Origin of the sequence: Corynebacterium variabile (assembly GCF_006539825.1) — a bacterium.
Taxonomy (GTDB): Bacteria; Actinomycetota; Actinomycetes; order Mycobacteriales; family Mycobacteriaceae; genus Corynebacterium; species Corynebacterium variabile.
Genome location: NZ_BJNT01000007.1, coordinates 1 through 23,044, shown reverse-complemented (window position 1 = coordinate 23,044; position 23,044 = coordinate 1). Strand labels below are relative to the sequence as shown.

Genomic DNA, 23,044 nt, shown 5'->3' with positions numbered 1-23,044 from the left:
AGGCTAGGCTTACGAACGAAAGGTGGTGGACGTGAACACACAACAGGCATTCCCGGGAGACTCCGGAGACAGGTCAGATGTGGTCGCGGCCGCTGCCGAGCTAGTGGACGCCGTCACCGGGGCCGTCACCGACTGCCTCAGCCGATCGGCGGTGGTCCGTCGGCTGTCCGAGGGCTCACTACCCTTCGCCGGGCGTGTCGCCTGGCTCGAGCAGCACTGGGAGGGGCTGCGCATCCTGGGGGACTGCGCACTCGTCCCCGCCGGGGTGCGGACGGAACTCGTCGCCATGACCGGATCTCTCAACCAGGCCCTTGACCGGGCCCACGCGACCGCCCGGTGGCGTGACCGGCACGTGACGATGCCGTCGATGTTCACCTTCCGCCGCCACGTCGCCGACCTCCGGGACAACGGCGATCTGCTCGGACTGACCGCCCAGGCCTACCTTCGTCTCCTGGTGGCCGGGGACGGTACCGGTCCTGGCGGAGGCTTGTACAACCAGCTGTGCTCGATGGTCTCCGGGGAGGAGGACCTCGAGCGGCTGTCCGAGGAGCTCAGCGCCGGCCTGCTTATGGTCATGCAGCACGGGTCCGACGTCTGCCGGGCCTACCAGGGTGCGGTGACCGACGAGTCCTGTGCGGTCACCGTCTCGACGATCCGTCACGCCCTGCGGTGAGTACGGAGATCCGCGTCAGTGCCGTCGCCTTCCTCCGTCATGACGGGGAGCACCGCACCGAGGTCCTGACCGTGCGTAAGCGCGGCACGGAGCTCTTCCAGTTCCCCGGCGGCAAGCCGGAGCAGGGGGAGAGTCCGGTGGACGCCGCTGTCCGCGAGGTCCACGAGGAGACCGGGGTCCTGCTGACCGTCGCGTCCCTCCGCCCGCTGGGCCGCTACCACGCGCCGGCCGCGAACGAGGACGGCCACACCGTGGTCGCGGACGTCTTCACCACAGTGTGGACCGGTGGCACACCGCCGCCTGCCTCAGAGATCGCCGAGAACCGGTGGGCGCCCCTGGGCACACCGGAGGTCACGCCGGATGATGCCGCACACCCGCTGGCCCCGCTGATGTTCCGGGTCTTCCCGGCTATCGCGGCCGGGATTCCCGACCTGCGGTGAGCGCCCACCACGCGGTGGTGCACAGGATGACCAGGATCCCGGTGTTGCGCAGCGCGAGGAACAGCACCCCCTCCTTCGACGGCGGGGCCGACATCAGCCAGTCGTAGTAGACCGGGTAGACGGCGGCCGTCAGCACGGCGGTGACCAGTACCTCCAGTGCCAGGATCACCACGATCCGGCGTCGGCTCACCAGCAGTGCGACGGCCACCAGCGGGGCGAGCCAGGTGATGTACTGCGGGGAGAAGACCTTGTTTGTCGCGATGATCAGGGCGACCAGAGCCGTGCTGAAGGCCAGCGCCTGCATCGGCGACCAGTCATCCCGCACCAGCCGGGTGACCGCCCAACCGACGGCGATGAGCACCATCGCCACGGTCGCCACCGTGGCGACCGTGGTCATGATCCCGGCGCCGGGCCCGGTGATCTCGAAACTCTTCGACGCCGCATAGCCGATGTGCCAGCGGTCGTCCCCGGCGGCGGCGAAGGCCGCGGCCGCCATCACCGGGGTGGCGAACACCGACTCGATCTGGAGACCACGGTCGGACTGGTAGTCCAGCGGTGAGGTCAGCCCGTCGGTCCCCGAGACCACGAGCACCGCGGCGCAGAGGACGACGAGGGCGGCGAAGAACCAGAGCACCCGGGCCCAGGTGGAGCGTCGCCGCCACCCACCGACCAACGCAGCCCCCAGCACTCCGGGCCAGAGCTTCATCATGGTGGCCAGCGCCAGGGCGACGGTCGCGAGGCGGCGTCCTGTCCGGGAGCGGGCGAAGAGGAGCGCGGCGAAGGCGGCGACCGTCAGCGCGGGGAAGAGGTCGAGCCTGGTCAGGACGATCGGCCCGGACAGGGCGATGAACAGCGACCAGAACCAGGCGGCCCGGTGGCCGGGGGCGCGGTCGACATGGATCAGCCAGGCGGTGAAGACCGCCGAGGTGAGGACGCAGAGGACGACGAACCAGCGGATGTAGGCGTCCTCCCCGCCGGGAAGGAGGTTGACGAGCCGGGCGGGGAGCGTCCCGAACACCGGGTACTCGGTCATGGCACCGGGGACGTAGTTGTTGACGCCGACGAAGTAGTAGTGCACGTCGCCGGTGGCGGTGCCGAAGCGGTCGATCCAGATGACCGGGATCAGATGGGCGACCAACCAGCCGAGCCAGACCACGACACGGGAGTGGTGGACCGGGGTCTGCGCGGCGACGAGGGGAGGAGGAGTCACACGTCAAGATGGTATAGGTCGAGGGCTACAGTGTGGGGAATGACTCTCGTCCTCCTCGTATTCGGCACGATCCTCATCGGCTCGTGCATGCAGCGGGTGTCCGGCATGGGTGTCGGGCTGCTCGGGGCACCGGTGCTGTCCCTGGCGATGGGGCCTGTCGAGGGTGTCATGGTCGTCAACGTCATCGCCGCGGTCAACGCGGCCCTGTCCACGTGGACGCAGCGACGCGACGTCGACTGGCGGAAGTTCGCACTCATCGGCTCGGTCATGGTGGTCGGCGCCGCGCCGGGGGCGTGGCTGATCACCGTCATCAGCCCGGCGGTCCTGCAGATCATCGTCGGTGCCCTCATTCTTCTGGCGCTGGGAGTGACCACCATCGGCAGGCGGTACATACCTGCCGCGACGGGGAAGGCGCCGGCCCTGGTCGCCGGCGTCGTCGGTGGGTTCACCAACACCCTGGCCGGCGTCGCCGGCCCGGTGATCACCGTCTACGCCCAGGCGTCCCGCTGGGACCAGCGCACCTTCGCCGCCACGCTCCAGCCGCTGTTCATCGTCTCGGGAACGCTGAGTTTCTTCATCAAGTGGCTCTCCGGTGCCGGGGACATCGGTTCCGAGCCCTGGGGGATCTGGCCGGCCGCACTGCTGGCCATCATCCTCGGCATCACCGGGGGCATGTGGATCGCGCAGCGCACCGACCGAGCGACCGCGCACCGGCTGGCTCTGATCCTCGCTGCTGCCGGTGCGTTGACCGTGCTGGTGCGCGGCGTGGTGTCTGTGTGAGAGTGACTGCGTACCGTGTGATCGGACCACAGGTCTAAGGTGGGGAAACGTGCCTGTTACGCCCACCTCCTCGACCCCAGCCGCCCGCCCCGCAGACCGGCTGAGCGCCCGGGCGCTCACCGTCTGGGGCGCGGCGATCCTCGCCTACATCCTGGCGATCACCGGGCGCACCTCCCTCGGTGTCGCCGGTGTGGAGGCGATGGACCACTTCGACATCTCGGCGTCCCGCCTGGCGGTGTTCTCCTCGGTTCAGGTCGGTGTGTACGCGTGTGCGCAGATCCCGATGGGCATGCTCATCGACCGCTTCGGCCCACGGCGCATGCTGGTCGTCGGTGCAGTGATGATGGGCCTCGGGCAGGTGCTGCTGGGGGCGACCGGTTCCTATCCGGTGGCGATCCTCGCGCGCGTCATCATCGGTTCGGCGGACGCCACGGCATTCCTGTCCGTGATGCGTATCCTGCCGGCCTGGATCCCGATGCGGAAGACGCCGCTGTTCACCCAGCTCACCGGTGGTCTCGGGTATGTCGGCCAGTTCATTTCCGCGGTGCCGTTCACCGCGCTGCTGCACGGGCAGGGATGGGAGACGTCCTTCGTCAGTCTCGGCGCGTCCAGCGTCCTCGTGGCGGTTCTTGTGTGGCTGGCCGTGCGGGACACCCCGGACCCGACCCCGGGTGTCGCGGAAACCGCTGCCCGGGAGAAGCTCGGTATCGGCCGGATCCTCGCCGTCGTGGTGCGCCACCCGGCGTGCTGGATGGGCTTCTTCATCCATTTCACGCTCATGAGCCAGGTCGTCTTCACCCTGCTGTGGGGTAAGCCGCTGATGACGCTCGGCATGGGCCTGTCCGACGGGCAGGCCTCCACCGTGCTCGTGGTGAACATGGTGGTCAGTGTCCTCGTCGGACCGTTGGCGGGCATCATCTCCGCGCGCGCCGGGAGGGGCCGCCCGCTCGTGGCGCTGGGCGCGACCGTCCTCGTCGCGGTGGGCTGGGTCGTCTTCTTCCTGCCGGACGCACCGCGAGGCTACGCCGCGATCATCATCATGAACATCGTGCTGCCCGGCCTGGCACCGGTGGCGAACTTCGGTTTCGACACGGTGCGCGAGGAGGTCGACCGCCGTTTCACCGCGACGGCCACCGGCCTGTCGAACATGGGTGGCTTCACCGCCGCGATGGTGGCCTCCCAGGTGGTCGGCCTGATCCTCGACGCCTCGGCCGACGGCGCGGACTACGCCTGGGACGATTTCCGGTTCGCCTGGTTCGTCGCCGTCGGAGGAGTATGGATCACCGGCGTGGTCGGGCTGGTTGTCAGCAGGGCCGCGATGGCGCGGTGGCGGTCCCGGAAGCCGACTCAGTAGGTCGGTAGCTCGGGGTGCAGGTCCTGTACCCAGGCCAGGACACCGCCGTCGAGGTGGGCGGCGTTCTCCTCACGGGCGGCGAACCAGGGGCCGACCGCGTCCAGTGCCTGCTCGGAGCGACTGCCGGCCTTGCAGTGGAAGACCACGTCCCGGCCACGGGCGTCCTTTGGCAGGGCGTCGGCGCCGTGGGCCTGCAGTTCGGCCAGGGGGACGGGCAGCGCGCCGGGGATGGACACGATCTCCCGTTCCCAGGGCTCACGGACGTCGACGAGGACCGCACCGACGTCCAACCGTGACTGCAGCTCCGCCGGGGACACGGTGGGGTAGGAGGGCACGGCACAGGCGTCGGAGACACCGTCGTCCACGGCGGTGACCAGGGGTGCGTCCGGATCCGGGATGATCTTCAGCTCGCGGAAGGTCATCGCCATGCCGTCGTGGATGAGCAGCCGGCCGAACAGCGGCGTGCCGGTGCCGGTGATGAGCTTCACGGCTTCGGTGACCATGAGTGATCCGACGGTTCCGGGCAGCGCACCGATGACGCCACCGGCGGCGCAGCTGGGCACCTCACCGGGCGCGGGGGCGTCCGGGTGCAGGTCGCGGTAGCTGATGCCGTCATGCTCCGGGCCGTTCCAGAACACCGAGACCCGGCCGTCGAAGCGAAGGATCGAGCCCCAGACGCACGGGGTGTCTGTCAGGGTGCAGGCATCCGAGACGACGTAGCGGGTCGCGAAGTTGTCCGCGCCGTCCAGGACCAGGTCGTAACCGTCGATGATGTCCACGGCATTGTCCGCGGTCAGCCGGGTACGTAGCTGCTCCACGGTGACCGTCGGGTTGATGCGGGCGACGGCGTCCGCGGCGGACTCCACCTTCGCCCGGCCGACGTCCTCCATGCCGTGGACGACCTGACGCTGCAGGTTGGAGACGTCCACCACGTCATCATCGATGATGCCGATGGTGCCCACCCCCGCCGCAGCGAGGTAGAGCAGGGCGGGCGATCCCAGGCCACCGGCACCGGTGATGAGCACCCGGGCACCCCGCAGTCGACGCTGCCCTTCCGGACCGATCTGGTCCAGGGTCAGGTGACGGGCGTAGCGCACCAGGTCATCACGGGTCAGTTCGTCGACCGGGTCGACCAGTGGGGCGAACGGGAGAGCCTTCGCCGTGGTCACAGTGACTCGTTCTCACGAGAACCGATGCGTCCCTCCATCGGGGAGGACGCCAGCGCACCTTCGGCCAGGGTGCGCTTCGGGATGCGTCCGGCCTGGCGGGCGAGATAGCCGGCCTCGACGGCGGACCGCATGGCCGTGGCCATCAGTGCGGGATTCTGGGCACGGGTGACGGCACTGGCCAGCAGCACGCCGTCGCAGCCCAGCTCCATGGCCAGGGCGGCGTCCGAGGCGGTGCCGACCCCGGCATCGAGGATCACCGGGACGGTGGCACGGGAGCAGATCAGCTCGATGTTGTGCGGGTTCAGGATGCCCAGGCCGGTACCGATCGGCGCGCCCAGCGGCATGACCGCGGCCGCACCGGCGGACTCCAGTGACCGGGCCACGGCCGGGTCGTCGGAAGTGTAGGCGTAGACCTCGAAACCGTCGTTGGTGAGCTGCTCGGTGGCGTCGACCAGTTCGACGACATCGGGCAACAGGGTCTCGTCGTCGGCGAGGATCTCCAGCTTCACCCGGTCGGTGCCCAGTGCCTCCCGGCCGAGCCGGGCGGTGAGCAGGGCGTCGCGGGCGGTGTAGCAGCCGGCGGTGTTCGGCAGGACCTCGATGCCCAGCTTGTTGAGCAGGCCGAACAGGGAGGTTCCGGTCGAGGGGTTGAAGCGGCGCAGGGCGACGGTGGTGAGCCGGGTACCGGAGGCGACGAGGGCGTCCTCCAGGACAGTCATCGACGTCGCGCCGCCGGTGCCCATGATCAGGCGGGAATCCACGGTGGTGGATCCGATGGTGAGTGACATAGCTAGCCTCCCTGCATGGCGGTGATGATCTCGATCTCGGCGTCCTCGGGCACCGGGGTGGACGCCCAGCGGCTGCGCGGGACGACGGCCGCGTCGAGGGCCACGGCGACACCGAGCTGGTCGTCGTCATGGGCGTGGCCGGTGATGTCGAGGATGACGTCGGCGACGGTGGCGCCGTCGGCGTAGTCGTGGGGCTTACCGTTGACGGTGACGGTCATACTGTCGCTCCTGAGGTGTGTGGGGATGTCCGCCGGGGATCGGTGGCGGCGAGGATCGCGGCGTCCTCTGTGGTGATGTCGGTGCCGAGGACGAGGCCGGCGGCGAGATGCCCGCCCAGCGGGGCGAGCAGGATGCCGTGGCGGGAGTAGCCGGTGGAGACGACCAGCCCGTCGACACCGTCGAGGCATCCGATGTAGGGCAGGTCGTCCGGGGTGCCGGGCCGGGCGCGGGCGAGGATCTCGGTGAGCTCCAGGTCCGCGGCACCGGGGACGAGCGTCTGGGCGTCCCGCAGCAGCTGGTAGGCCCCTTCCAGGACGACACCGTCGAACCCGTCCTCCCGCTCGGTCGCGCCGATGACGATCTCGCCGTCGGTGCGGGGGACGAGGTAGACGGGACGGCCGTCGACCATGCCGCGCACGGTGCGCTCCAGCAGCGGCGGCTGGCCGGGGCGCAGTCGGGCGCGCAGGATGTCGCCGTGGACCGGGTGCAGTCTGACGCAGTCAGCCTCAGGGAGATTGCCGATGCCGGCGAGGGAGACCCCCGGGCACAGCAGCGTGGTGGCGGCGTGGAGATCGGTGCCGTCATCGAGGGTGACGCCTGTGACGGCGCCGGTGTCGCCGCCGTCGCGGAGGACCGCGGTGACGCGCTGCCGGATGAGCCTGAAACCGGGGTCTCGGTCGAGTGCCTCGATGAGTGCGGGGACCAGTTTCCGGGGGTTGATCTGGTGGTCACCGGCGACGAGGAAGGCCCCCGAGATCGCGGGGGAGAGGGCCGGCTCCAGTTTCCGGGCCTGGCGGGTGGTGATCTGCTCGACCGTCATACCCGCAGCGCGCTGGACCTCAGCGAGATTGGCGAACCAGTCGCGGTCGGCGGGGTGCGCGCCGATGTCGAGGGTCTCGCTACCGCGGTAGCCGACGTCGTGGCCGAGGAGCTCGGTGAGTTCGGCGACGAGCGGGGGATAGAGGGCGGCCGAGGTGGTCATCAGCGTGCGCATCGTGTGGTGCTGGTACATCACCTCGCTGACCGCGGCGATCATGCCCGCGGCGGCGCGGCTGGCACCCATCCCCGGGGTGGGGTCGACGACGGTGACGCTCTGCCCGGCCTTGTGCAGGTTCCAGGCGGCGGTGAGTCCGGCGACGCCGGCGCCGACGACGATGGTGTCTGGCGTGTGTGTGTTCATGCGTTCCTTTCCTCCGGCGGCATGATCCGCGTCAGGTGTGGACGGTCGACCGGTGCTCCGGTCCTCTCAGCCCCTGCAGGGGCTCCCGTAGTCCGCTTACGGCTACCATTCCACCACATGAGCCTTTCCCGTTTCCGCGCCACCCCCGACCGTGACCTGCGAGACAGCCGGCTCCGCCAGCTGGCCGATTCCCCCCTTTACCTGTGCACCCCTGCACGCACGGAGCAGGGCGATCTACGGGACTTCCTCCACGCCGCCTACGAGGGCGGGGTAGACATCGTGCAGCTGCGCGACAAGTCCATCGACACCTGCGACGAGATCGCCGCGCTGGAGGTCCTGGCCTCGGTGGCGAAGGAGCACGGGAAAATGTTCGCGGTCAACGACCGGGCGGACATCGCCGCACTGGTGGGGGCGGATGTCTTCCATGTCGGCCAGGACGATCTGACTATCGCGCAGGTGCGGTCACTGCTGGGCCCGGACGTGGTGGTGGGGTTGTCCACCCACTCGCTGTCGCAGGCGCGCGCCGCGATGGAGGACGCCGACCTCGACTACTTCTGCACCGGGCCGCTCTGGGAGACCCCGACGAAGCCGGGGCGTTCGGCGACGGGCCTGTCACTGGTGACGGAGACTGCCGCAATGCTGGCTTCGGCCCCTGAACAGTGGCAGCGGGAGAAGGTGTGGTTCACGATCGGCGGGGTGAACGCGTCCACCCTGCCCGAGGTGCAGGCGGCAGCCGGTGCGGGGGCCGAGGGCTGCCCGGTGCGCGCCGTGGTGGTGCGTCCGCTGACGGAGGCTGGTGACCCCCGGGCCGCGGCCGCGGAGCTGAAGGCTGTGCTGGACAAGAACTGACACGCTGCACCTGCCGGCGCCGGGGTGGGCCTCCGCGCGTCCACCTGCTGGGACCGGGTGTCTCAACCCTGCCGACCAGCAGGAACACCGGTACCATGCGGTTATGAACACCATCACAGACGCCACATCTGCCACTGTCCCCACCCGACAGGGGCTCCCCGTCATCCGTCCCGAGCGCGTCGACGGCTCAGACATCGGAGCCATCCGTGCCCTGACCGCCGAAGCCTTCGCCAAAGTTGAACACGCCTCCGGCACCGAGGCGAAGATCATCGACGCGCTCCGCGACGCCGGCGAGCTCCGGTACTCACTGGTCGCCGTCCATGCCGGACGCATCGTCGGTCATGTCGCGGCGTCCCGTGTGACGCTCGATCCACCTGACGGAGGCTGGTGGTACGGCATCGGACCACTGTCGGTACACCCGGACTTCCAGGGGCAGGGCACCGGCTCCGGACTGATGCGGGCCCTGCTCGACCTGCTCATCGTCTACGGCGCGACCGGTGCGGTCCTGCTCGGCGATCCTTCGCTCTACGCCCGCTTCGGTTTCGCTCCCCATGAGGGGCTCACCATGGCAGGGTTGGCGCCGGAGCAGGCGTCCTACTTCCAGGCTCTGCGTCTCGATGGCACGGTTGGCTACCCCGAGGCCACCGTCTCCTACAGCCCTGCGTTCGACTAGATCTCGCCGGCGGGAAGGTAGCCGTCGACGAACTCGACCGTCCGCTCACGGGGGAGAGACCTGCGGTCTGCGAAGACCGTGATGATCTCGGCGACGAGTTCGCGGGAGGTGTGGGAGTCCTCCCGCGGCAGGCCCGGGGTCGGTATCGCGTATCCGACGGCCGGCTCCAGGGTGAGCGCGGACGGCCCGAGGATCAGGTATTCAAGACCTTCGGTGCTGTTGAGTCGGTCGTCGACGGTCTTCTTCGCGTCCGCGTAGGGGAAGAAGGAGTCGCTTTCGGGGACCCGGTGGTGGGTGGCGCCGAGGTAGGAGACATTGATGAACCGGGGAGTCTTCCCGGCGTCGCGCAGCCGTTCGAGGGAGTCGATGACCGCGAGTGCGGCGTCCCGGTCGACGGCGTAGGTGCGCTCGGGGGCACCACCGCCGGCACCGGCAGACCAGACGATGACGTCGAACCCGGCAAGCAGAGTGTCCCATTCTTCCGGAGTGACCTCGGTGATGTCGAGGACCAGGGGAGTGGCCCCCGTGGCCTCGATGTCGGCGGACTGTGCACAGTCGCGGATCACCGAGGTCACGGAGAACCCGAGGTCACCGAGCATCGGTGCAGCGAGCAGGGCGACCTTGCCGTGCCCGCCGATGATCAGGGTGGAGGGCATGCCTCAGCCGATCTCACTGACCGGGTTCGGACCGTCGATGAACTCGACGGTCCGGTTCTCCGGCAGGGTGTCGCGGGCGGCGAGTTCGGCGATGACATCCGCGACGAGCTCACGGGAGGTCTCCGTCGACCACTCGGGGTTCTCGGCGGCGGCGTCCACCGGGGCCCAGCCGTTGGACGGTTCCAGGGTGAGCGCAGCCGGGCCGAGGATCGCGTAGTCGAGGCCCTCGGTGCCGTTAAGCCGGTCATCGACGGTCTTCTTCGAGTCCGCATAGGCGAAGAAGGGGTCATCCTCCGGCACGGAGTGTTTCGTGGCCCCGACGTAGGAGACATTGAGGTACCGCGGGGCCTTGCCGGCGTCGCGCAGCCGTTCGAGGGAGTCGATGACCGCGAGTGCGGCGTCCCGGTCGACGGCGTAGGTGCGCTCGGGGGCGCCACCGCCGGCACCGGCAGACCAGATGACCACGTCGAACCGGACGAGCAGGGCGTCCCACTCGTCCGGAGTTAACTGGGTGAGATCGAGGACCAGGGGAGTGGCGCCGAGGGCCTCGATATCCTCCGCCTGTTCCGGCTTCCGGATCAGCGAGGTGACCGCGAAACCGTGGTCGATGAGCTTGGGGGCTGCGAGCAGGGCCACCTTACCGTGGCCGCCGATGATGAGTGCGTCAGACATATCCCATGTCTACGCGCCGTTGTCGCGCTTCGCCAGTTCCCGCAGGCCCGGGGCGACCGAGGCGATCTGGCTGAGCAGCAGGTTGAGGTCCTGGCCGTCGCCGACGAGGGTGAGGTTCGCCGACCCGAGGGCCTCGGAGAGCGAGTCGATCATCTCCGGCATCTGGTCGACCATCTGCTTGTCGATGATGACGCCACGGTTGGAAGCCACTGCATCGGAGGTCGTGCGCAGGGCCTGTGCTTCGGCCTCGGCTTCGATGCGCCGACGCTGTGCCTCGGCCTCGGCGGGCTTGACGACTTCGGCGATCAGCTCCTGTTCACGCAGGATGGCCTGCTCAGCGGCGAGCTCGGACTGCTTGGCGACGACTTTACGGTCGGCTTCGGCCTTGGCCAGCGGACCGGACGCCTCGGCCTCCGCCTTCGCCTGGGCGGTCTGCTTGATGTTCTCGCTGGTCAGCAGATCGGTGTCGCGCTGGTACTCGGACTTCAGTCGGTTGGCCTTCTGCCGCTCGTTCTCGATCTCGGCGTCCCGCCGGGCCTCGGCGACGGCGGCTTCACGCTCGACGCGGGCGAGCTCCGGGGCGGAGAGGGAGCGGATGTAGTTGTTGTCGTCGGTGATGGAGCTGATCTGGAAGGAGTCGATGCCCCACCCCAGCTCCGCCATCTTCGGCTCGGCGTTGGTCAGGACGTCGGACGCCAGGCGCATGCGGTCGGAGATCATCTCCTCCACCGTCATCTGGCCGATCATCGCGCGGGTCTCGCCACCGAAGATGTCGTAGGCGGCGCGGAGCACCTCCTTGCGGTCGCTGCCCTCGAAGCGGCTCGCGGCGCGGGTGATGTGGTTCTTGTCCGGGCGGACGCGGAAGACGACGGTGGCCTCGACGGCGACTTCAACATTCTGGGCGGACGGCGCGGCGACGCGGACCTGGACGGTGTTCGCGCCGATGTAGAACCGCTGGACGCGGTGGAGGATAGGAACCGACCAGGCGCCGCCGCCGACGACGATGCGGTACGGGCTCTCCGGACTACGGTGGCCGAAGCCTCCGCTGATCAGGATTGCTTCGGTGGGCTTCGGCACGTCGTAGAGCATGTCAGGTCCTTTCCTGGAAGGCGACAGATCGGGTCACCCGGCTGTGTTGTCCCAGGGTATCAGGTGCGCTGTGCGCACTCCGGAGACGTATTTGACCTGTTCGCCGACCGGATCTGACCCCGCCCGGGGGTAGCTGAAAAGAAATTCAGTTGTTATCACTCCTGGAATGCCGACGGAGGATAGGATCGCCGGTACGTCCCGACATTGTGACGGAGAACATCGTCGCACAGCAACGTGAGGAGAAATACGGATGAATCTGGAGCTCACTCCGGAGGAGGTCGCGTTCCGCGACAACCTCCGGGCCATCTTCCGGGAAGTCCCGCAGGAGATCCGTGACCGGTACCGGGCCGGGCAGACGACCCGACAGGACATCATCGACTCCCAGCAGGTCCTCAACCGGCACGGCGTCGCCGTGCCGCACTGGCCCGTGGAGTACGGCGGACAGGACTGGACCCCCACCCAGTCGCACATCTTCACCAATGAGCTCCAGCGCTCGGGCATCCCCGAGCCCCTGCCGTTCAACGTCGGCATGGTCGGTCCCGTCATCGCGAACTTCGCCACGGACGAGATCAAGGAGAAGTTCCTGGCCAAGACCGCGAACCTCGACATCTGGTGGTCGCAGGGCTTCTCCGAGCCGGGTGCCGGTTCCGACCTCGCCGGCCTGAAGACCACTGCCGTGCGCGACGGCGACCACTACGTCGTCAACGGTCAGAAGACCTGGACCACCCTCGGCCAGTTCGGCCAGTGGATGTTCCTCCTCGCGCGGACCGACCCGAACGCCGACAAGCCGCAGAAGGGCATCTCTTTCCTGCTCGTCGACATGGAGACCCCCGGCATCGACCGCCGACCGATCCGCCTCATCGACGGATCCGTCGAGGTCAACGAGTTTTTCTTCACGGACGTCCGCGTCCCCGTGGAGAACCTCGTCGGCGAGGAGAACAAGGGCTGGACCTACGCCAAGTTCCTCCTCGGTAACGAGCGCAACGGCATGGCGCAGATCGGTTCCAGCCAGCGGATGTACACCGCCCTGGTGTCCCTCGCCACCGACCGTGAGGTCAACGGCCACCGGCTCATCGACGATCCGGAGTTCCGCCGTCGTCTCTACACCGTCAAGCTGCGGCTCACCGCCCTCGAGGCCACGACGATGCGCGTCACCTCCGCCAGCGAGAACGGCAAACCGTCGCCGCTGTCCTCGCTGCTGAAGATCGAGGGCTCCCGGATCCTCCAGGAACTCGATGACCTCGCGGTCTCCTCCCTCGGCACTGACGGGGTCGAGGTCACCGGAGCGGCCCCGGGGACCCGCGCCTTCGACGGTGACGCAGTCGCCGAGTACCTCAACCACCGCAAGTTCTCGATCTACGGCGGCAGCAACGAAGTGCAGGCCGGCGTCATCGCCAAGGGCATCCTCGGACTCTAGGAAGGCAGGAACCACACATGGATCTCTCACTCAACGACGAACAGCTCATGCTCGCTGACGCCGTCCGGGACCTCTTCTCGGACTCCGAGGGTGACCCGACCGCCGGCGGCGACTCCCCGGAAGTCGCGCTCGAGTTCCGGCGCGACATGTGGACGCAGGGTGCCGAGCTCGGCCTCACCGCCCTACCGGTCGCCGAGGACTACGACGGTGCCGGTGCCGGCATCACGGACATCTGGGCCGCCACCCACGCCCTGGGCACCCTCTGTGCCCCGGAACCGCTCACCGACGCCGCCCACGTCCCGAGCTGGATCATCGCCGACCTGGGTACCGCCGAGCAGAAGGCCGACCTGCTCGCCCGCATCTCCGTCGGCGAGGCCATCGTCCCGCTCGCCCACGCCGAGGCAGGTACCGGCTGGACGTCCGACCGCACCGCCACAGTGACCGACGGTGCCCTCACCGGCACCAAGACCGCCGTGGTTGTCCCGGACGCCGCCGACGCCTTCCTCGTCACGGCCGTCGCCGACGGTGAGCCGGGGGTCTTCCTCGTCGCCGCCGACGCCGCCGGGGTGACGGTGGATGTCCACCGCAACGCCGAGTGGGTGCGCACCGGCACCGTCACTTTCGAAGGGGCGTCCGCCGAGCGTCTCGGCAATGCGGACGCGGCGACCGTCACCGCGTCACTGCGTCGCGCCACCGCCCTCGGCCGGATCGCCCACGGCGCCCGCGCCGTCGGCCTCATGGAGACCGCGCTGAAGACCACCGTGGAATACCTCAAGGTGCGCAAGCAGTTCGGTGTCACGATCAACAAGTTCCAGGCGCTGACCCACCGCGCAGCCCAGATGTACTCCGACGTCGAGCTCGCCCGCTCGACCTCCCTGTGGGCGACCGCCGTGGCCGAGGCCTTCCCCGGCACCGTGGACACTCTCTCGGCGGAGGACCTCGACACCCTCACCGGCACGGCCCTGGACGCGCACAACTTCCTGTCCGGCCAGGCACGCACCATCGCCCAGGAGGCCATCCAGCTCCACGGCGGCATCGGCGTGACCTACGAAGCAGGCATCAGCCACTACGCCGCGGCACTCACCGGCTTCCGGCAGATCTACGGTGGCGAGCTGGAGGCGCGCAGCGCCGGGGAAGCGGCCGAGGCCGTGTCCACCGCACCGAGCGCGCTGCTGGACAACGCCCTCATCCCCTGAGTGACCGCGTGCCCCTGATCCGGATCCCTGACGACCGGTGACGGGGCATGTGTCATGATGGACAGGCATACGTCGTCGACCTCCGGAGCAGGAATGACAAGAGGCAGGTACCCAGACAGGATCGTTGCAGGGGTGGCGCTGATGCTCCTGCTGGGCGCAGGAACGGGCCTCACCGCCTGCTCCGATGACTCCCCGGATGACCAGGAGACGACGACCGCGAGCTCGTCGACCACCGGCTCCTCGAGCGCGGCACCGTCGAGCTCCGGGACTCCGGACTCCCCGGCGTCTGAAGCCGGAGACGCCCCGGAGGGCGACGCTCCGGCACCCCAGGGTGACGGGGACGCCGATCAGGCCTCCACCCCTGTGGATCCCGCCACCGCGATCCTCGGTCCGGATGACGCGCCTGCCGGGTTCACTGTCGCCGACCCGCAGCAGGACCCTGACACGGCCGGGATGCAGGAGGCGCTCGACGCCATGACTGTCACGCCGCCGGAATGCAAGGCAGTCCTGCAGGAGCAGATGACGGCCGGCACCGCCGGTAGTGACGGCGTGTCCTCAGTCACCTACAGCGACGGGGGAGAACAGGCCATCGCCGTGGGCGTCGGAGCGACAGGCACGAACCAACCCAACGACCAGTGCATGAATCTCACCGCGGAGATGGATATGGGCGGCATGCCCGCCAGAATCACCTCCAAGGCCGAGGATGTGCCCGTCAACCTCAACGGCGTGGAGAACGTACGGGGCATCCGCTCCAGCGCAACCATGGACGTCGGCGGCCAGAAGGTCACGATCGTCCAGACCACGATAACCGGGACCGTCAACGGCAACGACTTCAGCGTCATGGGTACCGAGGGTGTGAGCCAGGACGTTCTCACCGGACTGGCACAGACCCAGGCGGACCGGCTGCGCGGCTAGTCAGCCGTCTCAGATCGTCCTCAGATCGTCGCCGCGTCGATGACGAAGCGGTAGCGCACGTCGGAGCGGACCGCCCGGTCGTAGGCATCGTTGACATCTGCCGCGTCGATGAGTTCGATCTCGGCGGTCACCCCGTGCCCGGCGCAGAAGTCGAGCATCTCCTGGGTCTCGGCGATTCCGCCGACCAGAGACCCCGCCAGGGACCGCCGCTGTCCCGTGAGCATGCGCACCGGAACGCTCAGCGGCTGTTCCGGCAGCCCGATCTGCACCATCACGCCGTCGAACGCCAGCGTGGCCATGTAGGACGCCGTGTCCAGGTCCACACTCACCGTGTTGAGAATGAGATCGAAGCGTCGGGAACAGGTCTTCGCGAAACTGCCGTCAGCGGTGGAGACCAGGTCCACGGCACCGAAACGCAGCGCCTCCTCCCGCTTGGACTCCGAGTGGGAGAGCACGGTGACCTCTGCACCCATCGCCACCGCGATCTTCACGGCAACGTGACCGACTCCGCCCATGCCGACGACGGCGACGCGGCGTCCGGGGCCGGCACCCCAGTGCTTGAGCGGGGAGTAGGTGGTGATTCCGGCACAGAGAAGGGGAGCGGTCGCTGCCGGATCAAGGGAGTCCGGCACGCGGAGGACGAAGCTGTCCCTGGTGACGATCTCGGTGGCATAGCCGCCCTGGGTGACCTCTCCGTCGGTGTACCCGTTCTCGCTGGCATACGTCATCACCGTGCCGTTCTCGCAGTAGCCTTCCTCGTCGGCCTGGCAGGCGTCGCAGTGGCCGCAGGAGTCGGAGAAACACCCGACCCCGACCCGGTCACCCACCGAGAAGCGGGAGACCTCTGAGCCGGTACCGACGACGGTGCCGACAATTTCGTGGCCGGGCACAAGGGGCAGGGGTCTGGGGCCGAAGTCACCCCGGACATTGTGGATGTCGGAGTGGCAGATGCCGGAGTAGTCGACGCGGATCCGGACATCGTTTCCGCGCAGCGGTCGTCGGGTGATCTGCATCCGTTCCAGCGGTTCGCCGAGTGCGGTGACGCCCCAGGCGTCCACGGTGCGGGTGGAATTGTCAGTGCTGTCGAAGGAGGTGGTCATCGTGCAGAGTCCTTTCGGGGAATGCGAACACCCCCGCATCCCGGCCGGAGCAGGGAGCGGGGGTGGACGGTGACTGCAGGAGTGGTTCCTAGCAGTTGAAGTACATCTCGAACTCCTGCGGGGTCGGGCGCAGGCGGACGGGAGCGATCTCGTTGTCGTACTTGTAGGAGATGTAGGTGTCGAGCAGGTCGTCGGTGAAGACGCCACCATCGGTGAGGAACTCGTTGTCCTCCTCCAGGGCCTTCAGAGCGGCCTCGAGGGAGGTCGGCGCGGTCGGGATGGACGCAGCCTCCTCCGGCGGGAGCTCGTAGAGGTCCTTGTCGACCGGGGCGTGCGGCTCGATGCGGTTCTTGATGCCGTCGAGGCCGGCGAGCATCATGGCTGCCATACCGAAGTACGGGTTACCCGACGGGTCCGGAGCGCGGAACTCGAGGCGCTTGGCCTTCGGGTTGGAGCCGGTGATCGGGATACGCACGGCGGCGGAGCGGTTACGCTGCGAGTAGACCAGGTTGATCGGGGCCTCGAAGCCCGGGACCAGACGGTGGTAGGAGTTCAGCGTCGGGTTGGTGAAGGCCAGGACCGAACCGGCGTGGTGCAGGATGCCGCCGATGTAGTAGCGGGCCAGGTCGGACAGACCGGCGTAGCCGTTCTCGTCGAAGAACAGCGGCTTGCCGTCCTTCCACAGGGACTGGTGGGCGTGCATGCCCGAACCGTTGTCGCCGGCGAGCGGCTTCGGCATGAAGGTGGCGGACTTGCCGAACTGACCGGCGGTGCCCTTGATGATGTACTTGAAGGACTGCAGGTCATCTGCAGCGTGCAGCAGGGTGTTGAACTTGTAGTTGATCTCCTGCTGTCCACCGGTGCCGACCTCGTGGTGGAAGCGCTCGAGCTCGTACTCTGCGGCGATGAGGTTCTTCACCATCGCGTCGCGGACCTCGCCGGTCTGGTCGATCGGCGGAACCGGGAAGTAGCCGCCCTTGATCGGGGTCTTGTGACCGAGGTTCGGGGTGCCGTCGAGGTTGGTGTCCTTACCGCGGTTCCACCAGCCCTCATCGGAATCAACCTCGTAGAAGGAGTTGTTGATGTCCGTGGAGTACTTGACCTTGTCGAAGAGGTAGAACTCCGCCTCCAGGCCGAAGTTACAGGTGTCGGCGATGCCGGTGGACGCGAGGTACTCCTCGGCCTTACGGGCGACATTGCGCGGGTCGCGGGAGAAAGGCTCGCGGGTGAAGGGGTCATGGACGAAGAACTTGATGTTCAGTGTCTTCGTCTTCCGGAACGGGTCGACCTTCGCGGTCGCCAGGTCCGGGAGAAGGTTCATGTCGGACTCATCGATGGTGGTGAAGCCTCGGACGGAGGAACCGTCGAAAGCCAGACCGTCTGTGACGGCGTCCTCGTCGAACGCGGCGGCGGGGATGGTGAAGTGCTGTTCCACACCCGGGACGTCGGTGAACCGAACGTCAACGAACTCGATGTCGTTGTCCTTGATGAACTTCGTGACCTCTTCGGCCGTCTTGAATGCCACTGTGGGACTCCTTGCAGTCATGGTCGGCACAGCCTCGGTTTCGCGCAGCGGTCCGCTGCGGTGGCTGAGTCTGGGAACAAGCTTATCTTCGGGATGTTGCCCGGTCGTCAATCCAGTGTTACCGACATGTAACACTCGCCGCGACCCCTTGGGAGGGTCTGTGTTCAGCCTACGGGACGGGTTGGGCCGCCGCTACGCCACCCCGGTAGGCTGGCCCCATGGCAAAGCGGCAGAGCAAGGGCAGTAATCCGGGCAGGAAGAACGGGGGGAAGAAGACGACACAGGGGAGGACGTCGAAGGAGTACCAACAGCAGCAACGGCGGGAACGACGGGCCGAACGCGCTTCCCAGCCGGTGTGGCTCGAGGGTCCTCAGGTTCCGGGCCAGTTCGAGGACCCGACGGATCTCAGTCCGTACCCCGGCAAGCTCCTGGGGCTGCCGAAGGACGGCCCCGGGTCCGTCGCTCCGCTGTCTCCCCGCCTTTTCGCCCTGTTGATCGACTGGGCCATCTGCTGGGGGATCGCCGCACTGATCTGCAGCATGACTGACGCTCTCGGCGGCGTGTCGACGGTGACGATGATGGTGTGGATCCTCTGGCGTGTCATCACGGTCTGGCTTTTCGCCCAGTCCCCGGGCCACGCGATCATGGGTATCGGCGTGGCCCGGGTCGATGACACCGAGAAGCGGGTCGGTCTGCTCCGGTCGATCATCCGGACGATCCTCACCGTGTTCCTCTTCCCGCCGATCATCCAGGACACCGACAGCCGCGGCATGCATGACCGTGCCACCGGGACCGCGGTGATCCGGACTCGGTAGGCAGGCGCGGCGCCCGGACACAGAAAAACCGCCGTTCCCCTCGACCGGGGGAGCGGCGGATTTCTGTGCTGTGGTGCAGGCTGAGGGGATCAGCCCCGCTTGTTGCGATCCGAGGCACGACGGGCACGACGGTTCATGCCGGACATGTTCGCCTGACGGGGCAGCGGCCCCTTGGGCAGGGACGCCTCACGGGAGTTGAGCCGGGAGATGGACTCGATGCGGCTGTTGAGCGCGTCCACCTCGTTCTTCTTGACGTTGCGGGGCAGCTTCATCAGGGCGGACTGGATCTTGCGGACCTCGACCTCGCCCTCACCGTCGCCGATGTACATGTCGTAGATCGGGGTGTTGCCGAGGATGCGGGCCAGACGACGACGCTCCTGCGCCATCAGCGGCTTGAGGCGGGAGCGGTTGCCTTCACCGACGAGGACGACGCCGGGGGTGCCGACGACGCGGTGGACGGCGTCCATGTGTGTGTTGGACGCGACGCCGCTCTCGGTGATCCACTTCATGCCCACGCCGGAACGCAGGTTGTCCAGGGCCCAGGCCGCCGCACCCGGCTGGCCCTCGATCTGGTCGTACACGCCGGACTGGAGACGGCGCGAGAAGATGATCATCGCGACGACGGCACCGATCAGCAGACCGATGACGAGGTTGAACCACCACGCACCGAAAACAATGCTGAGCAGCAGCAGCAGGGCGACCGGAACCAGCAGGCCCAGCAGCATCAGGGGGACAAGCTTCTTGTCCCGCTTGCGCTGCAGCTGGAACGCCTGCCACATCTGGCCGCGGGTCTGCTTCCGCCGTGCCTTCTTGGCGGCCTTCTCAAGCCGCTTGTTTTCCTTCTCCCGGGGGTCTTTCGCCATGGTTTCCAGTCTAGAGCATCACTGCCGTGCGGAGGTGACCGGAGTCTCCTTGGAGGCCCCGTACTTCTCCAGCAGGGTGCTCGCCTCCTGGCTTGTGGAGGACCCCAGGTTGTCACCGAGATGCGAGAGGTTCTCCGGCAGAGCCTCGCCGCGCGCGGCCTTGGCCTCGGCGTAGAGACGACCGGAACGGTAGGAGGAACGCACCAGCGGGCCGGACATGACGGCGCCGAAACCGAGTTCCTTGGCGAACTCGGAGTGCTCCATGAACTCCTCCGGCTTCACCCACCGCTCGATCGGGTGGTGCATGTTCGTCGGGCGCAGGTACTGGGTGATGGTGATGATGTCGCAGCCGGCGTCCTTCAGGTCGGTGAGGGAGGACTGTACCTCCTCGGCGGTCTCACCCATGCCGAGGATGAGGTTGGACTTGGTCACCAGGCCGAAGTCGCGGGCGGCACGGATGACCTCCAGCGAGCGGTCGTAGCGGAACGCCGGGCGGATGCGCTTGAAGATGCGCGGCACGGTCTCCAGGTTGTGGGCGAAGACCTCCGGACGCGCCTCGAAGACCTCGGCGAGAAGGTCAGGCTTCGCAGAGAAATCGGGGGTGAGGTTCTCGACACCGGTGTTCGGGTTGAGCTCGTGGACCTTGCGCACGATCTCCGCGTAGAGCCAGGCACCCTCGTCATCGAGATCGTCACGGGTCACACCGGTGATGGTGGCGTAACGCAGATCCATCTCACGGATGTTCTCAGCGACACGGCGCGGCTCGTCGCGGTCGAGAGGGGAGGGCCTGCCGGACTTGATCTGGCAGAAGTCGCACCGGCGGGAGCAGGTGTCGCCGCCGATGAGGAACGACGCCTCGCGGTCCTCCCAGCACTCGTGGATGTTGGGGCAGCCCGCCTCCTGACACACGGTGTGGAGACCCGCGTCGGAGACGCGGTTCTTCATGTCCCGGTACTCCGGGCCCATTTTCGCGGTGGTCCGGATCCAGCGGGGCTTCTGCTCGATGGGGGTCTGCGCATTCTTTGCTTCGATGCGCAGAAGTCGTCGGCCGTCTGCAGCGATAGTCACAGGCCCCACCCTACGCTGCACATGTCCACACGTCGAAGCGGGTTACGGTCATCACAGCGCATCGGAGACATCCTTCACCGGACCGTGTGCAAGCTCTTCGGGAACGTCAGTGTCCGTGGTCGGCAGGGTTCCGTCCAGGGCGTCCAGGAGATGGCGGGTGAGCAGTGGGGTGGCGTCCGCCACGGTGATGTCGCGGCCCAGTTCGGCACTGAGCGTGGTCACCCCGGTGTCCGGCAGACCACAGGGCACGATGTGGTTGTAGTAGTCCAGGGTGTTGTCGCAGTTCAGTGCGACGCCGTGCATGGTGACGCCCCTGGTGACGCGGATTCCGATCGCCGCGACCTTTCGGGCGGGCACCAGCTGACCGTTGAGGATGCCTGCGGGCAGCCACACGCCGGAGCGTCCTTCCACACGACCCACCGTGTCGAGCCCGAGATCGTGACAGGTCGCGATGACCGCTTCTTCAATACGCCGGACGTAGTCGACGACGTCGATCGGGTCGTCCAGCTTGATGATCGGGTAGGCGACGAGCTGGCCGGGGCCGTGCCAGGTGATGCGGCCGCCACGGTCGACGTCGACGACGGGCAGGCCGTTGGTCGGCAGGTCCTCCGGCTGGGTGCGCTTCCCGGCGGTGTATGTCGGCGGGTGCTGTAGCAGCAGGAGTGTGTCCGGGATCTTGTCGGCCGCCCGTCTGCGGGCCAGATCGGCCTGGTGCCGCCAGGTCTCGAGGTAGTCGACGGTGTGCAGGTCGACGACATCGACCGGGTCAGTGGTGTTGCGGATAGATCCGTGCTGGAAGCCCATGGACACCGATCCTACTCCGGGCAAAACGAACCGTCCCGGCCCCTCCCCGTTGACGGGGAGGAGCCGGGGCGATGACTTACCGGGGAGGAAGCCTAGAGGGCGAGGTCACCGGTGAAGTCGTAGTTCTCCAGACGGTCCTTGATGCTGGTCAGGAAGCGACCGGCATCGGCACCGTCGATGACCTGGTGGTCGTAGGTCATCGGGAGGAAGACCATCTGGCGGATGCTGATGGCGTCCTGGCCGTCCTCGGAGATGACCACCGGGCGCTTGACGATGGCGCCGGTGCCGAGCATCGCGGCCTGCGGCGGCACGAGGATCGGGGTGTCGGTCAGGGCGCCTTCGGAACCGATGTTGGTGATGGTGAAGGTGCCGCCCATGATGTCGTTCGGCTTGAGCTTCTTGTTCCGGGCGCGGTCGGCGATGTCGACGATGGCCTGGGCCAGCTCCGGCAGGGACAGGTCCTGGGCGTTGTGGACGACCGGGGAGATGAGGCCCTCCGGGGTGTCCACGGCGAAGCTCAGGTTGACCGAGTCGTGGTAGGTCATCTCCTGGGTCTCGGCGTTGTAGGACGCGTTGACGTTCGGGTGGGCCAGGAGGGCCTCGACGACGGCCTTGGCGAAGAAGGGCAGGTAGGTGAGGTTGACACCGTACTTGTCCTGGAAGACGGCCTTGGAGGACTTGCGCAGTTCGGCGACGCGGGTCATGTCGACCTCGTGGACCTGGGTGAGCTGCGCGGCACCGTGGAGGGACTCCAGGGTGGTCTTCGCGGTGATCGCACGGATCCGGTTGACCTTAGCGGTGGTGCCTCGCAGGGACGCCTTGGCCGGATCGGAACCCTTGAGCACGACGGCGGCCGGAGCAGCCTCGGTCCCCGTGGAGCCACCCTCGGCGGCGGCGAGGACATCCTGCTTGCGGATACGGCCGCCGACACCGGAACCGGTGACGGTGGACAGGTCCACGCCGTGCTTCTCGGCGAGCTTGCGCACCAGCGGGGTGACGTAGGGGAGGTTGCCGGCGGCGGGCTCGGACTTCGGCTCAGCCTTGGCCTCGGCCTTCGGGGCCTCCTTCTTCGGCTCCGGCTCCGCCTTGGGGGCGGGCTTCTCCTCTGCCTTGGGCTCTTGCTTGGTCTCTTCCTCGGGCTCCGGCTTCGGCTCGGCCTTCTTCTCGGCCGGGGCAGCGGCGGCGGAGCCGTCGCCGATGCGGGCGATGACGGCGCCGACGTCGACGGTGTCGTCTTCGTCAGCGAGGATCTCGACGAGGGTGCCGGCGACGGGGGAGGGGACCTCGGTGTCGACCTTGTCGGTGGAGACCTCGAGGAGGGGCTCGTCGACGTCGACGGTGTCGCCGACCTTCTTGAGCCAGTTGGTGACGGTGCCCTCGGTGACGGACTCACCGAGTTCCGGCATCTTCACGTCGGTGGCGTCGCCGGAGGCTGCTGGTGCGGCGGTCTCGGCCTGCTCGGTCTTCTCCTCGGCGGCGGGAGCAGGCTCAGCCTTGGTCTCTTCCTCGGGCTCCGGCTTCGGGTCGGCCTTCTTCTCGGCCGGGGCAGCGGCGGCGGAGCCGTCGCCGATGCGGGCGATGACGGCGCC

At 67.9% G+C, this 23,044-nt stretch carries 24 protein-coding genes and 1 riboswitch; of the genes, 10 read left to right on the top strand and 14 right to left on the bottom strand.

What is annotated here, in order from left to right; genetic code table 11:
* The first annotated feature begins 31 nt into the window (after nucleotides 1-31).
* Both CVA01_RS05185 and CVA01_RS05180 read left to right on the top strand, forming a co-directional pair.
* Nucleotides 32-673 carry a hypothetical protein gene (locus tag CVA01_RS05185; protein ID WP_014009642.1) on the top strand — a complete coding sequence of 214 codons (642 nt, stop codon included), beginning with the start codon at nucleotides 32-34 and terminating at the stop codon, nucleotides 671-673.
* Nucleotides 670-1,113, top strand: a complete 444-nt coding sequence (locus CVA01_RS05180; protein ID WP_041629921.1) for an NUDIX hydrolase — start codon at nucleotides 670-672, stop codon at nucleotides 1,111-1,113. Before CVA01_RS05185 ends, CVA01_RS05180 begins: the two co-directional genes overlap by 4 nt.
* Here CVA01_RS05180 and CVA01_RS05175 read toward each other — a convergent pair.
* Complete coding sequence (locus CVA01_RS05175) at nucleotides 1,082-2,323, bottom strand: glycosyltransferase 87 family protein (protein WP_244938163.1); 1,242 nt, start codon at nucleotides 2,321-2,323, stop codon at nucleotides 1,082-1,084. The genes CVA01_RS05180 and CVA01_RS05175 overlap by 32 nt on opposite strands.
* Before the next feature lie 39 nt (nucleotides 2,324-2,362).
* Here CVA01_RS05175 and CVA01_RS05170 point away from each other — a divergent pair, with 39 nt between their 5' ends.
* A complete protein-coding gene (locus CVA01_RS05170; RefSeq protein ID WP_170209705.1) occupies nucleotides 2,363-3,103 on the top strand; it encodes a sulfite exporter TauE/SafE family protein in 741 nt (246 codons plus the stop codon).
* Nucleotides 3,104-3,152: 49 nt separating this feature from the next.
* The gene (locus tag CVA01_RS05165; protein ID WP_141329168.1) at nucleotides 3,153-4,457 is read left to right on the top strand and encodes an MFS transporter; all 1,305 of its coding nucleotides are present in this window, start codon (nucleotides 3,153-3,155) and stop codon (nucleotides 4,455-4,457) included.
* Here the strand turns inward: CVA01_RS05165 and moeB are convergent.
* The 4 genes from moeB to thiO all read right to left on the bottom strand — a co-directional run bounded on the left by moeB (nucleotide 4,451) and on the right by thiO (nucleotide 7,813).
* Nucleotides 4,451-5,626: a molybdopterin-synthase adenylyltransferase MoeB gene (gene moeB / locus CVA01_RS05160; protein WP_141329166.1), complete on the bottom strand. Its 1,176-nt coding sequence runs from the start codon at nucleotides 5,624-5,626 to the stop codon at nucleotides 4,451-4,453. The genes CVA01_RS05165 and moeB overlap by 7 nt on opposite strands.
* Nucleotides 5,623-6,414: a thiazole synthase gene (locus tag CVA01_RS05155; RefSeq protein WP_014009648.1), complete on the bottom strand. Its 792-nt coding sequence runs from the start codon at nucleotides 6,412-6,414 to the stop codon at nucleotides 5,623-5,625. Before CVA01_RS05155 ends, moeB begins: the two co-directional genes overlap by 4 nt.
* A 2-nt stretch (nucleotides 6,415-6,416) precedes the next feature.
* The gene (gene thiS / locus CVA01_RS05150) at nucleotides 6,417-6,632 is read right to left on the bottom strand and encodes a sulfur carrier protein ThiS (protein WP_014009649.1); all 216 of its coding nucleotides are present in this window, start codon (nucleotides 6,630-6,632) and stop codon (nucleotides 6,417-6,419) included.
* Nucleotides 6,629-7,813 (bottom strand): glycine oxidase ThiO, encoded by a 1,185-nt coding sequence (gene thiO / locus CVA01_RS05145; protein WP_141329164.1) that lies wholly within the window; start codon nucleotides 7,811-7,813, stop codon nucleotides 6,629-6,631. The genes thiS and thiO overlap by 4 nt, the downstream gene beginning before the upstream one ends.
* Nucleotides 7,805-7,912: riboswitch (TPP riboswitch) on the bottom strand. (Overlaps the previous gene by 9 nt.)
* Before the next feature lie 18 nt (nucleotides 7,913-7,930).
* On the opposite strand from thiO, the gene thiE reads away from it, so the two are divergent.
* Both thiE and CVA01_RS05135 read left to right on the top strand, forming a co-directional pair.
* Nucleotides 7,931-8,662 (top strand): thiamine phosphate synthase, encoded by a 732-nt coding sequence (thiE, locus tag CVA01_RS05140; protein ID WP_141329162.1) that lies wholly within the window; start codon nucleotides 7,931-7,933, stop codon nucleotides 8,660-8,662.
* 103 nt (nucleotides 8,663-8,765) lie between these two features.
* A complete protein-coding gene (locus CVA01_RS05135) occupies nucleotides 8,766-9,335 on the top strand; it encodes a GNAT family N-acetyltransferase (protein WP_141329160.1) in 570 nt (189 codons plus the stop codon).
* Here CVA01_RS05135 and CVA01_RS05130 read toward each other — a convergent pair.
* The 3 genes from CVA01_RS05130 to CVA01_RS05120 are packed head-to-tail and all read right to left on the bottom strand — an operon-like array spanning nucleotide 9,332 to nucleotide 11,752.
* Entirely contained in the window at nucleotides 9,332-9,991 is a 660-nt protein-coding gene (locus CVA01_RS05130; protein ID WP_141329158.1) for an NAD(P)H-binding protein, read from the bottom strand. The genes CVA01_RS05135 and CVA01_RS05130 overlap by 4 nt on opposite strands.
* A gap of 3 nt (nucleotides 9,992-9,994) precedes the next feature.
* The gene (locus CVA01_RS05125) at nucleotides 9,995-10,663 is read right to left on the bottom strand and encodes an NAD(P)H-binding protein (RefSeq protein WP_141329156.1); all 669 of its coding nucleotides are present in this window, start codon (nucleotides 10,661-10,663) and stop codon (nucleotides 9,995-9,997) included.
* Between the two features lie 9 nt (nucleotides 10,664-10,672).
* The gene (locus tag CVA01_RS05120) at nucleotides 10,673-11,752 is read right to left on the bottom strand and encodes an SPFH domain-containing protein (protein WP_141329154.1); all 1,080 of its coding nucleotides are present in this window, start codon (nucleotides 11,750-11,752) and stop codon (nucleotides 10,673-10,675) included.
* A 250-nt stretch (nucleotides 11,753-12,002) separates the two neighbouring features.
* On the opposite strand from CVA01_RS05120, the gene CVA01_RS05115 reads away from it, so the two are divergent.
* From CVA01_RS05115 to CVA01_RS05105, 3 genes are all read left to right on the top strand, one after another.
* The gene (locus tag CVA01_RS05115) at nucleotides 12,003-13,169 is read left to right on the top strand and encodes an acyl-CoA dehydrogenase family protein (protein ID WP_014009656.1); all 1,167 of its coding nucleotides are present in this window, start codon (nucleotides 12,003-12,005) and stop codon (nucleotides 13,167-13,169) included.
* 17 nt (nucleotides 13,170-13,186) lie between these two features.
* On the top strand, nucleotides 13,187-14,365 hold the full coding sequence (locus CVA01_RS05110) for an acyl-CoA dehydrogenase family protein (protein ID WP_073883531.1): 1,179 nt from the start codon (nucleotides 13,187-13,189) through the stop codon (nucleotides 14,363-14,365).
* 132 nt (nucleotides 14,366-14,497) lie between these two features.
* Nucleotides 14,498-15,280, top strand: coding sequence for a hypothetical protein (locus tag CVA01_RS05105; RefSeq protein ID WP_141329152.1), 783 nt, complete (start codon nucleotides 14,498-14,500; stop codon nucleotides 15,278-15,280).
* A 20-nt stretch (nucleotides 15,281-15,300) separates the two neighbouring features.
* Here CVA01_RS05105 and CVA01_RS05100 read toward each other — a convergent pair whose 3' ends face one another.
* Together CVA01_RS05100 and glnA are read right to left on the bottom strand one after the other, a co-directional pair.
* Entirely contained in the window at nucleotides 15,301-16,380 is a 1,080-nt protein-coding gene (locus CVA01_RS05100) for an NAD(P)-dependent alcohol dehydrogenase (RefSeq protein WP_073883533.1), read from the bottom strand.
* Nucleotides 16,381-16,468: 88 nt separating this feature from the next.
* The gene (gene glnA, locus CVA01_RS05095) at nucleotides 16,469-17,905 is read right to left on the bottom strand and encodes a type I glutamate--ammonia ligase (RefSeq protein WP_141329149.1); all 1,437 of its coding nucleotides are present in this window, start codon (nucleotides 17,903-17,905) and stop codon (nucleotides 16,469-16,471) included.
* Nucleotides 17,906-18,123: 218 nt separating this feature from the next.
* On the opposite strand from glnA, the gene CVA01_RS05090 reads away from it, so the two are divergent.
* A complete protein-coding gene (locus CVA01_RS05090) occupies nucleotides 18,124-18,720 on the top strand; it encodes an RDD family protein (RefSeq protein ID WP_014009661.1) in 597 nt (198 codons plus the stop codon).
* An 89-nt stretch (nucleotides 18,721-18,809) separates the two neighbouring features.
* On the opposite strand, the gene CVA01_RS05085 is transcribed toward CVA01_RS05090, so the two are convergent.
* The 4 genes from CVA01_RS05085 to sucB all read right to left on the bottom strand — a co-directional run.
* The gene (locus CVA01_RS05085; RefSeq protein WP_141329147.1) at nucleotides 18,810-19,583 is read right to left on the bottom strand and encodes a DUF4191 domain-containing protein; all 774 of its coding nucleotides are present in this window, start codon (nucleotides 19,581-19,583) and stop codon (nucleotides 18,810-18,812) included.
* Between the two features lie 18 nt (nucleotides 19,584-19,601).
* Nucleotides 19,602-20,651, bottom strand: a complete 1,050-nt coding sequence (gene lipA, locus CVA01_RS05080) for a lipoyl synthase (protein ID WP_141329145.1) — start codon at nucleotides 20,649-20,651, stop codon at nucleotides 19,602-19,604.
* 51 nt (nucleotides 20,652-20,702) lie between these two features.
* Nucleotides 20,703-21,455 (bottom strand): lipoyl(octanoyl) transferase LipB, encoded by a 753-nt coding sequence (lipB, locus tag CVA01_RS05075; RefSeq protein ID WP_141329143.1) that lies wholly within the window; start codon nucleotides 21,453-21,455, stop codon nucleotides 20,703-20,705.
* 92 nt (nucleotides 21,456-21,547) lie between these two features.
* Nucleotides 21,548-23,044, bottom strand: a 1,497-nt coding sequence (gene sucB / locus CVA01_RS05070; RefSeq protein ID WP_170209704.1) for a 2-oxoglutarate dehydrogenase, E2 component, dihydrolipoamide succinyltransferase, incomplete at its 5' end; no start/stop codon positions are given.

Excerpts from the sequence above, each read along its gene's own strand:
- CVA01_RS05090 (WP_014009661.1), top strand. The coding sequence starts at position 18,124 with ATGGCAAAGCGGCAGAGCAAGGGCAGTAATCCGGGCAGGAAGAACGGG.
- CVA01_RS05110 (WP_073883531.1), top strand. The coding sequence starts at position 13,187 with ATGGATCTCTCACTCAACGACGAACAGCTCATGCTCGCTGACGCCGTC.
- CVA01_RS05170 (WP_170209705.1), top strand. The coding sequence starts at position 2,363 with ATGACTCTCGTCCTCCTCGTATTCGGCACGATCCTCATCGGCTCGTGC.
- CVA01_RS05155 (WP_014009648.1), bottom strand. The coding sequence starts at position 6,414 with ATGTCACTCACCATCGGATCCACCACCGTGGATTCCCGCCTGATCATG.
- CVA01_RS05100 (WP_073883533.1), bottom strand. The coding sequence starts at position 16,380 with ATGACCACCTCCTTCGACAGCACTGACAATTCCACCCGCACCGTGGAC.
- CVA01_RS05130 (WP_141329158.1), bottom strand. The coding sequence starts at position 9,991 with ATGCCCTCCACCCTGATCATCGGCGGGCACGGCAAGGTCGCCCTGCTC.
- CVA01_RS05135 (WP_141329160.1), top strand. The coding sequence starts at position 8,766 with ATGAACACCATCACAGACGCCACATCTGCCACTGTCCCCACCCGACAG.
- thiO (WP_141329164.1), bottom strand. The coding sequence starts at position 7,813 with ATGAACACACACACGCCAGACACCATCGTCGTCGGCGCCGGCGTCGCC.
- thiE (WP_141329162.1), top strand. The coding sequence starts at position 7,931 with ATGAGCCTTTCCCGTTTCCGCGCCACCCCCGACCGTGACCTGCGAGAC.
- CVA01_RS05120 (WP_141329154.1), bottom strand. The coding sequence starts at position 11,752 with ATGCTCTACGACGTGCCGAAGCCCACCGAAGCAATCCTGATCAGCGGA.
- thiS (WP_014009649.1), bottom strand. The coding sequence starts at position 6,632 with ATGACCGTCACCGTCAACGGTAAGCCCCACGACTACGCCGACGGCGCC.
- CVA01_RS05125 (WP_141329156.1), bottom strand. The coding sequence starts at position 10,663 with ATGTCTGACGCACTCATCATCGGCGGCCACGGTAAGGTGGCCCTGCTC.
- lipB (WP_141329143.1), bottom strand. The coding sequence starts at position 21,455 with ATGGGCTTCCAGCACGGATCTATCCGCAACACCACTGACCCGGTCGAT.
- CVA01_RS05115 (WP_014009656.1), top strand. The coding sequence starts at position 12,003 with ATGAATCTGGAGCTCACTCCGGAGGAGGTCGCGTTCCGCGACAACCTC.
- CVA01_RS05085 (WP_141329147.1), bottom strand. The coding sequence starts at position 19,583 with ATGGCGAAAGACCCCCGGGAGAAGGAAAACAAGCGGCTTGAGAAGGCC.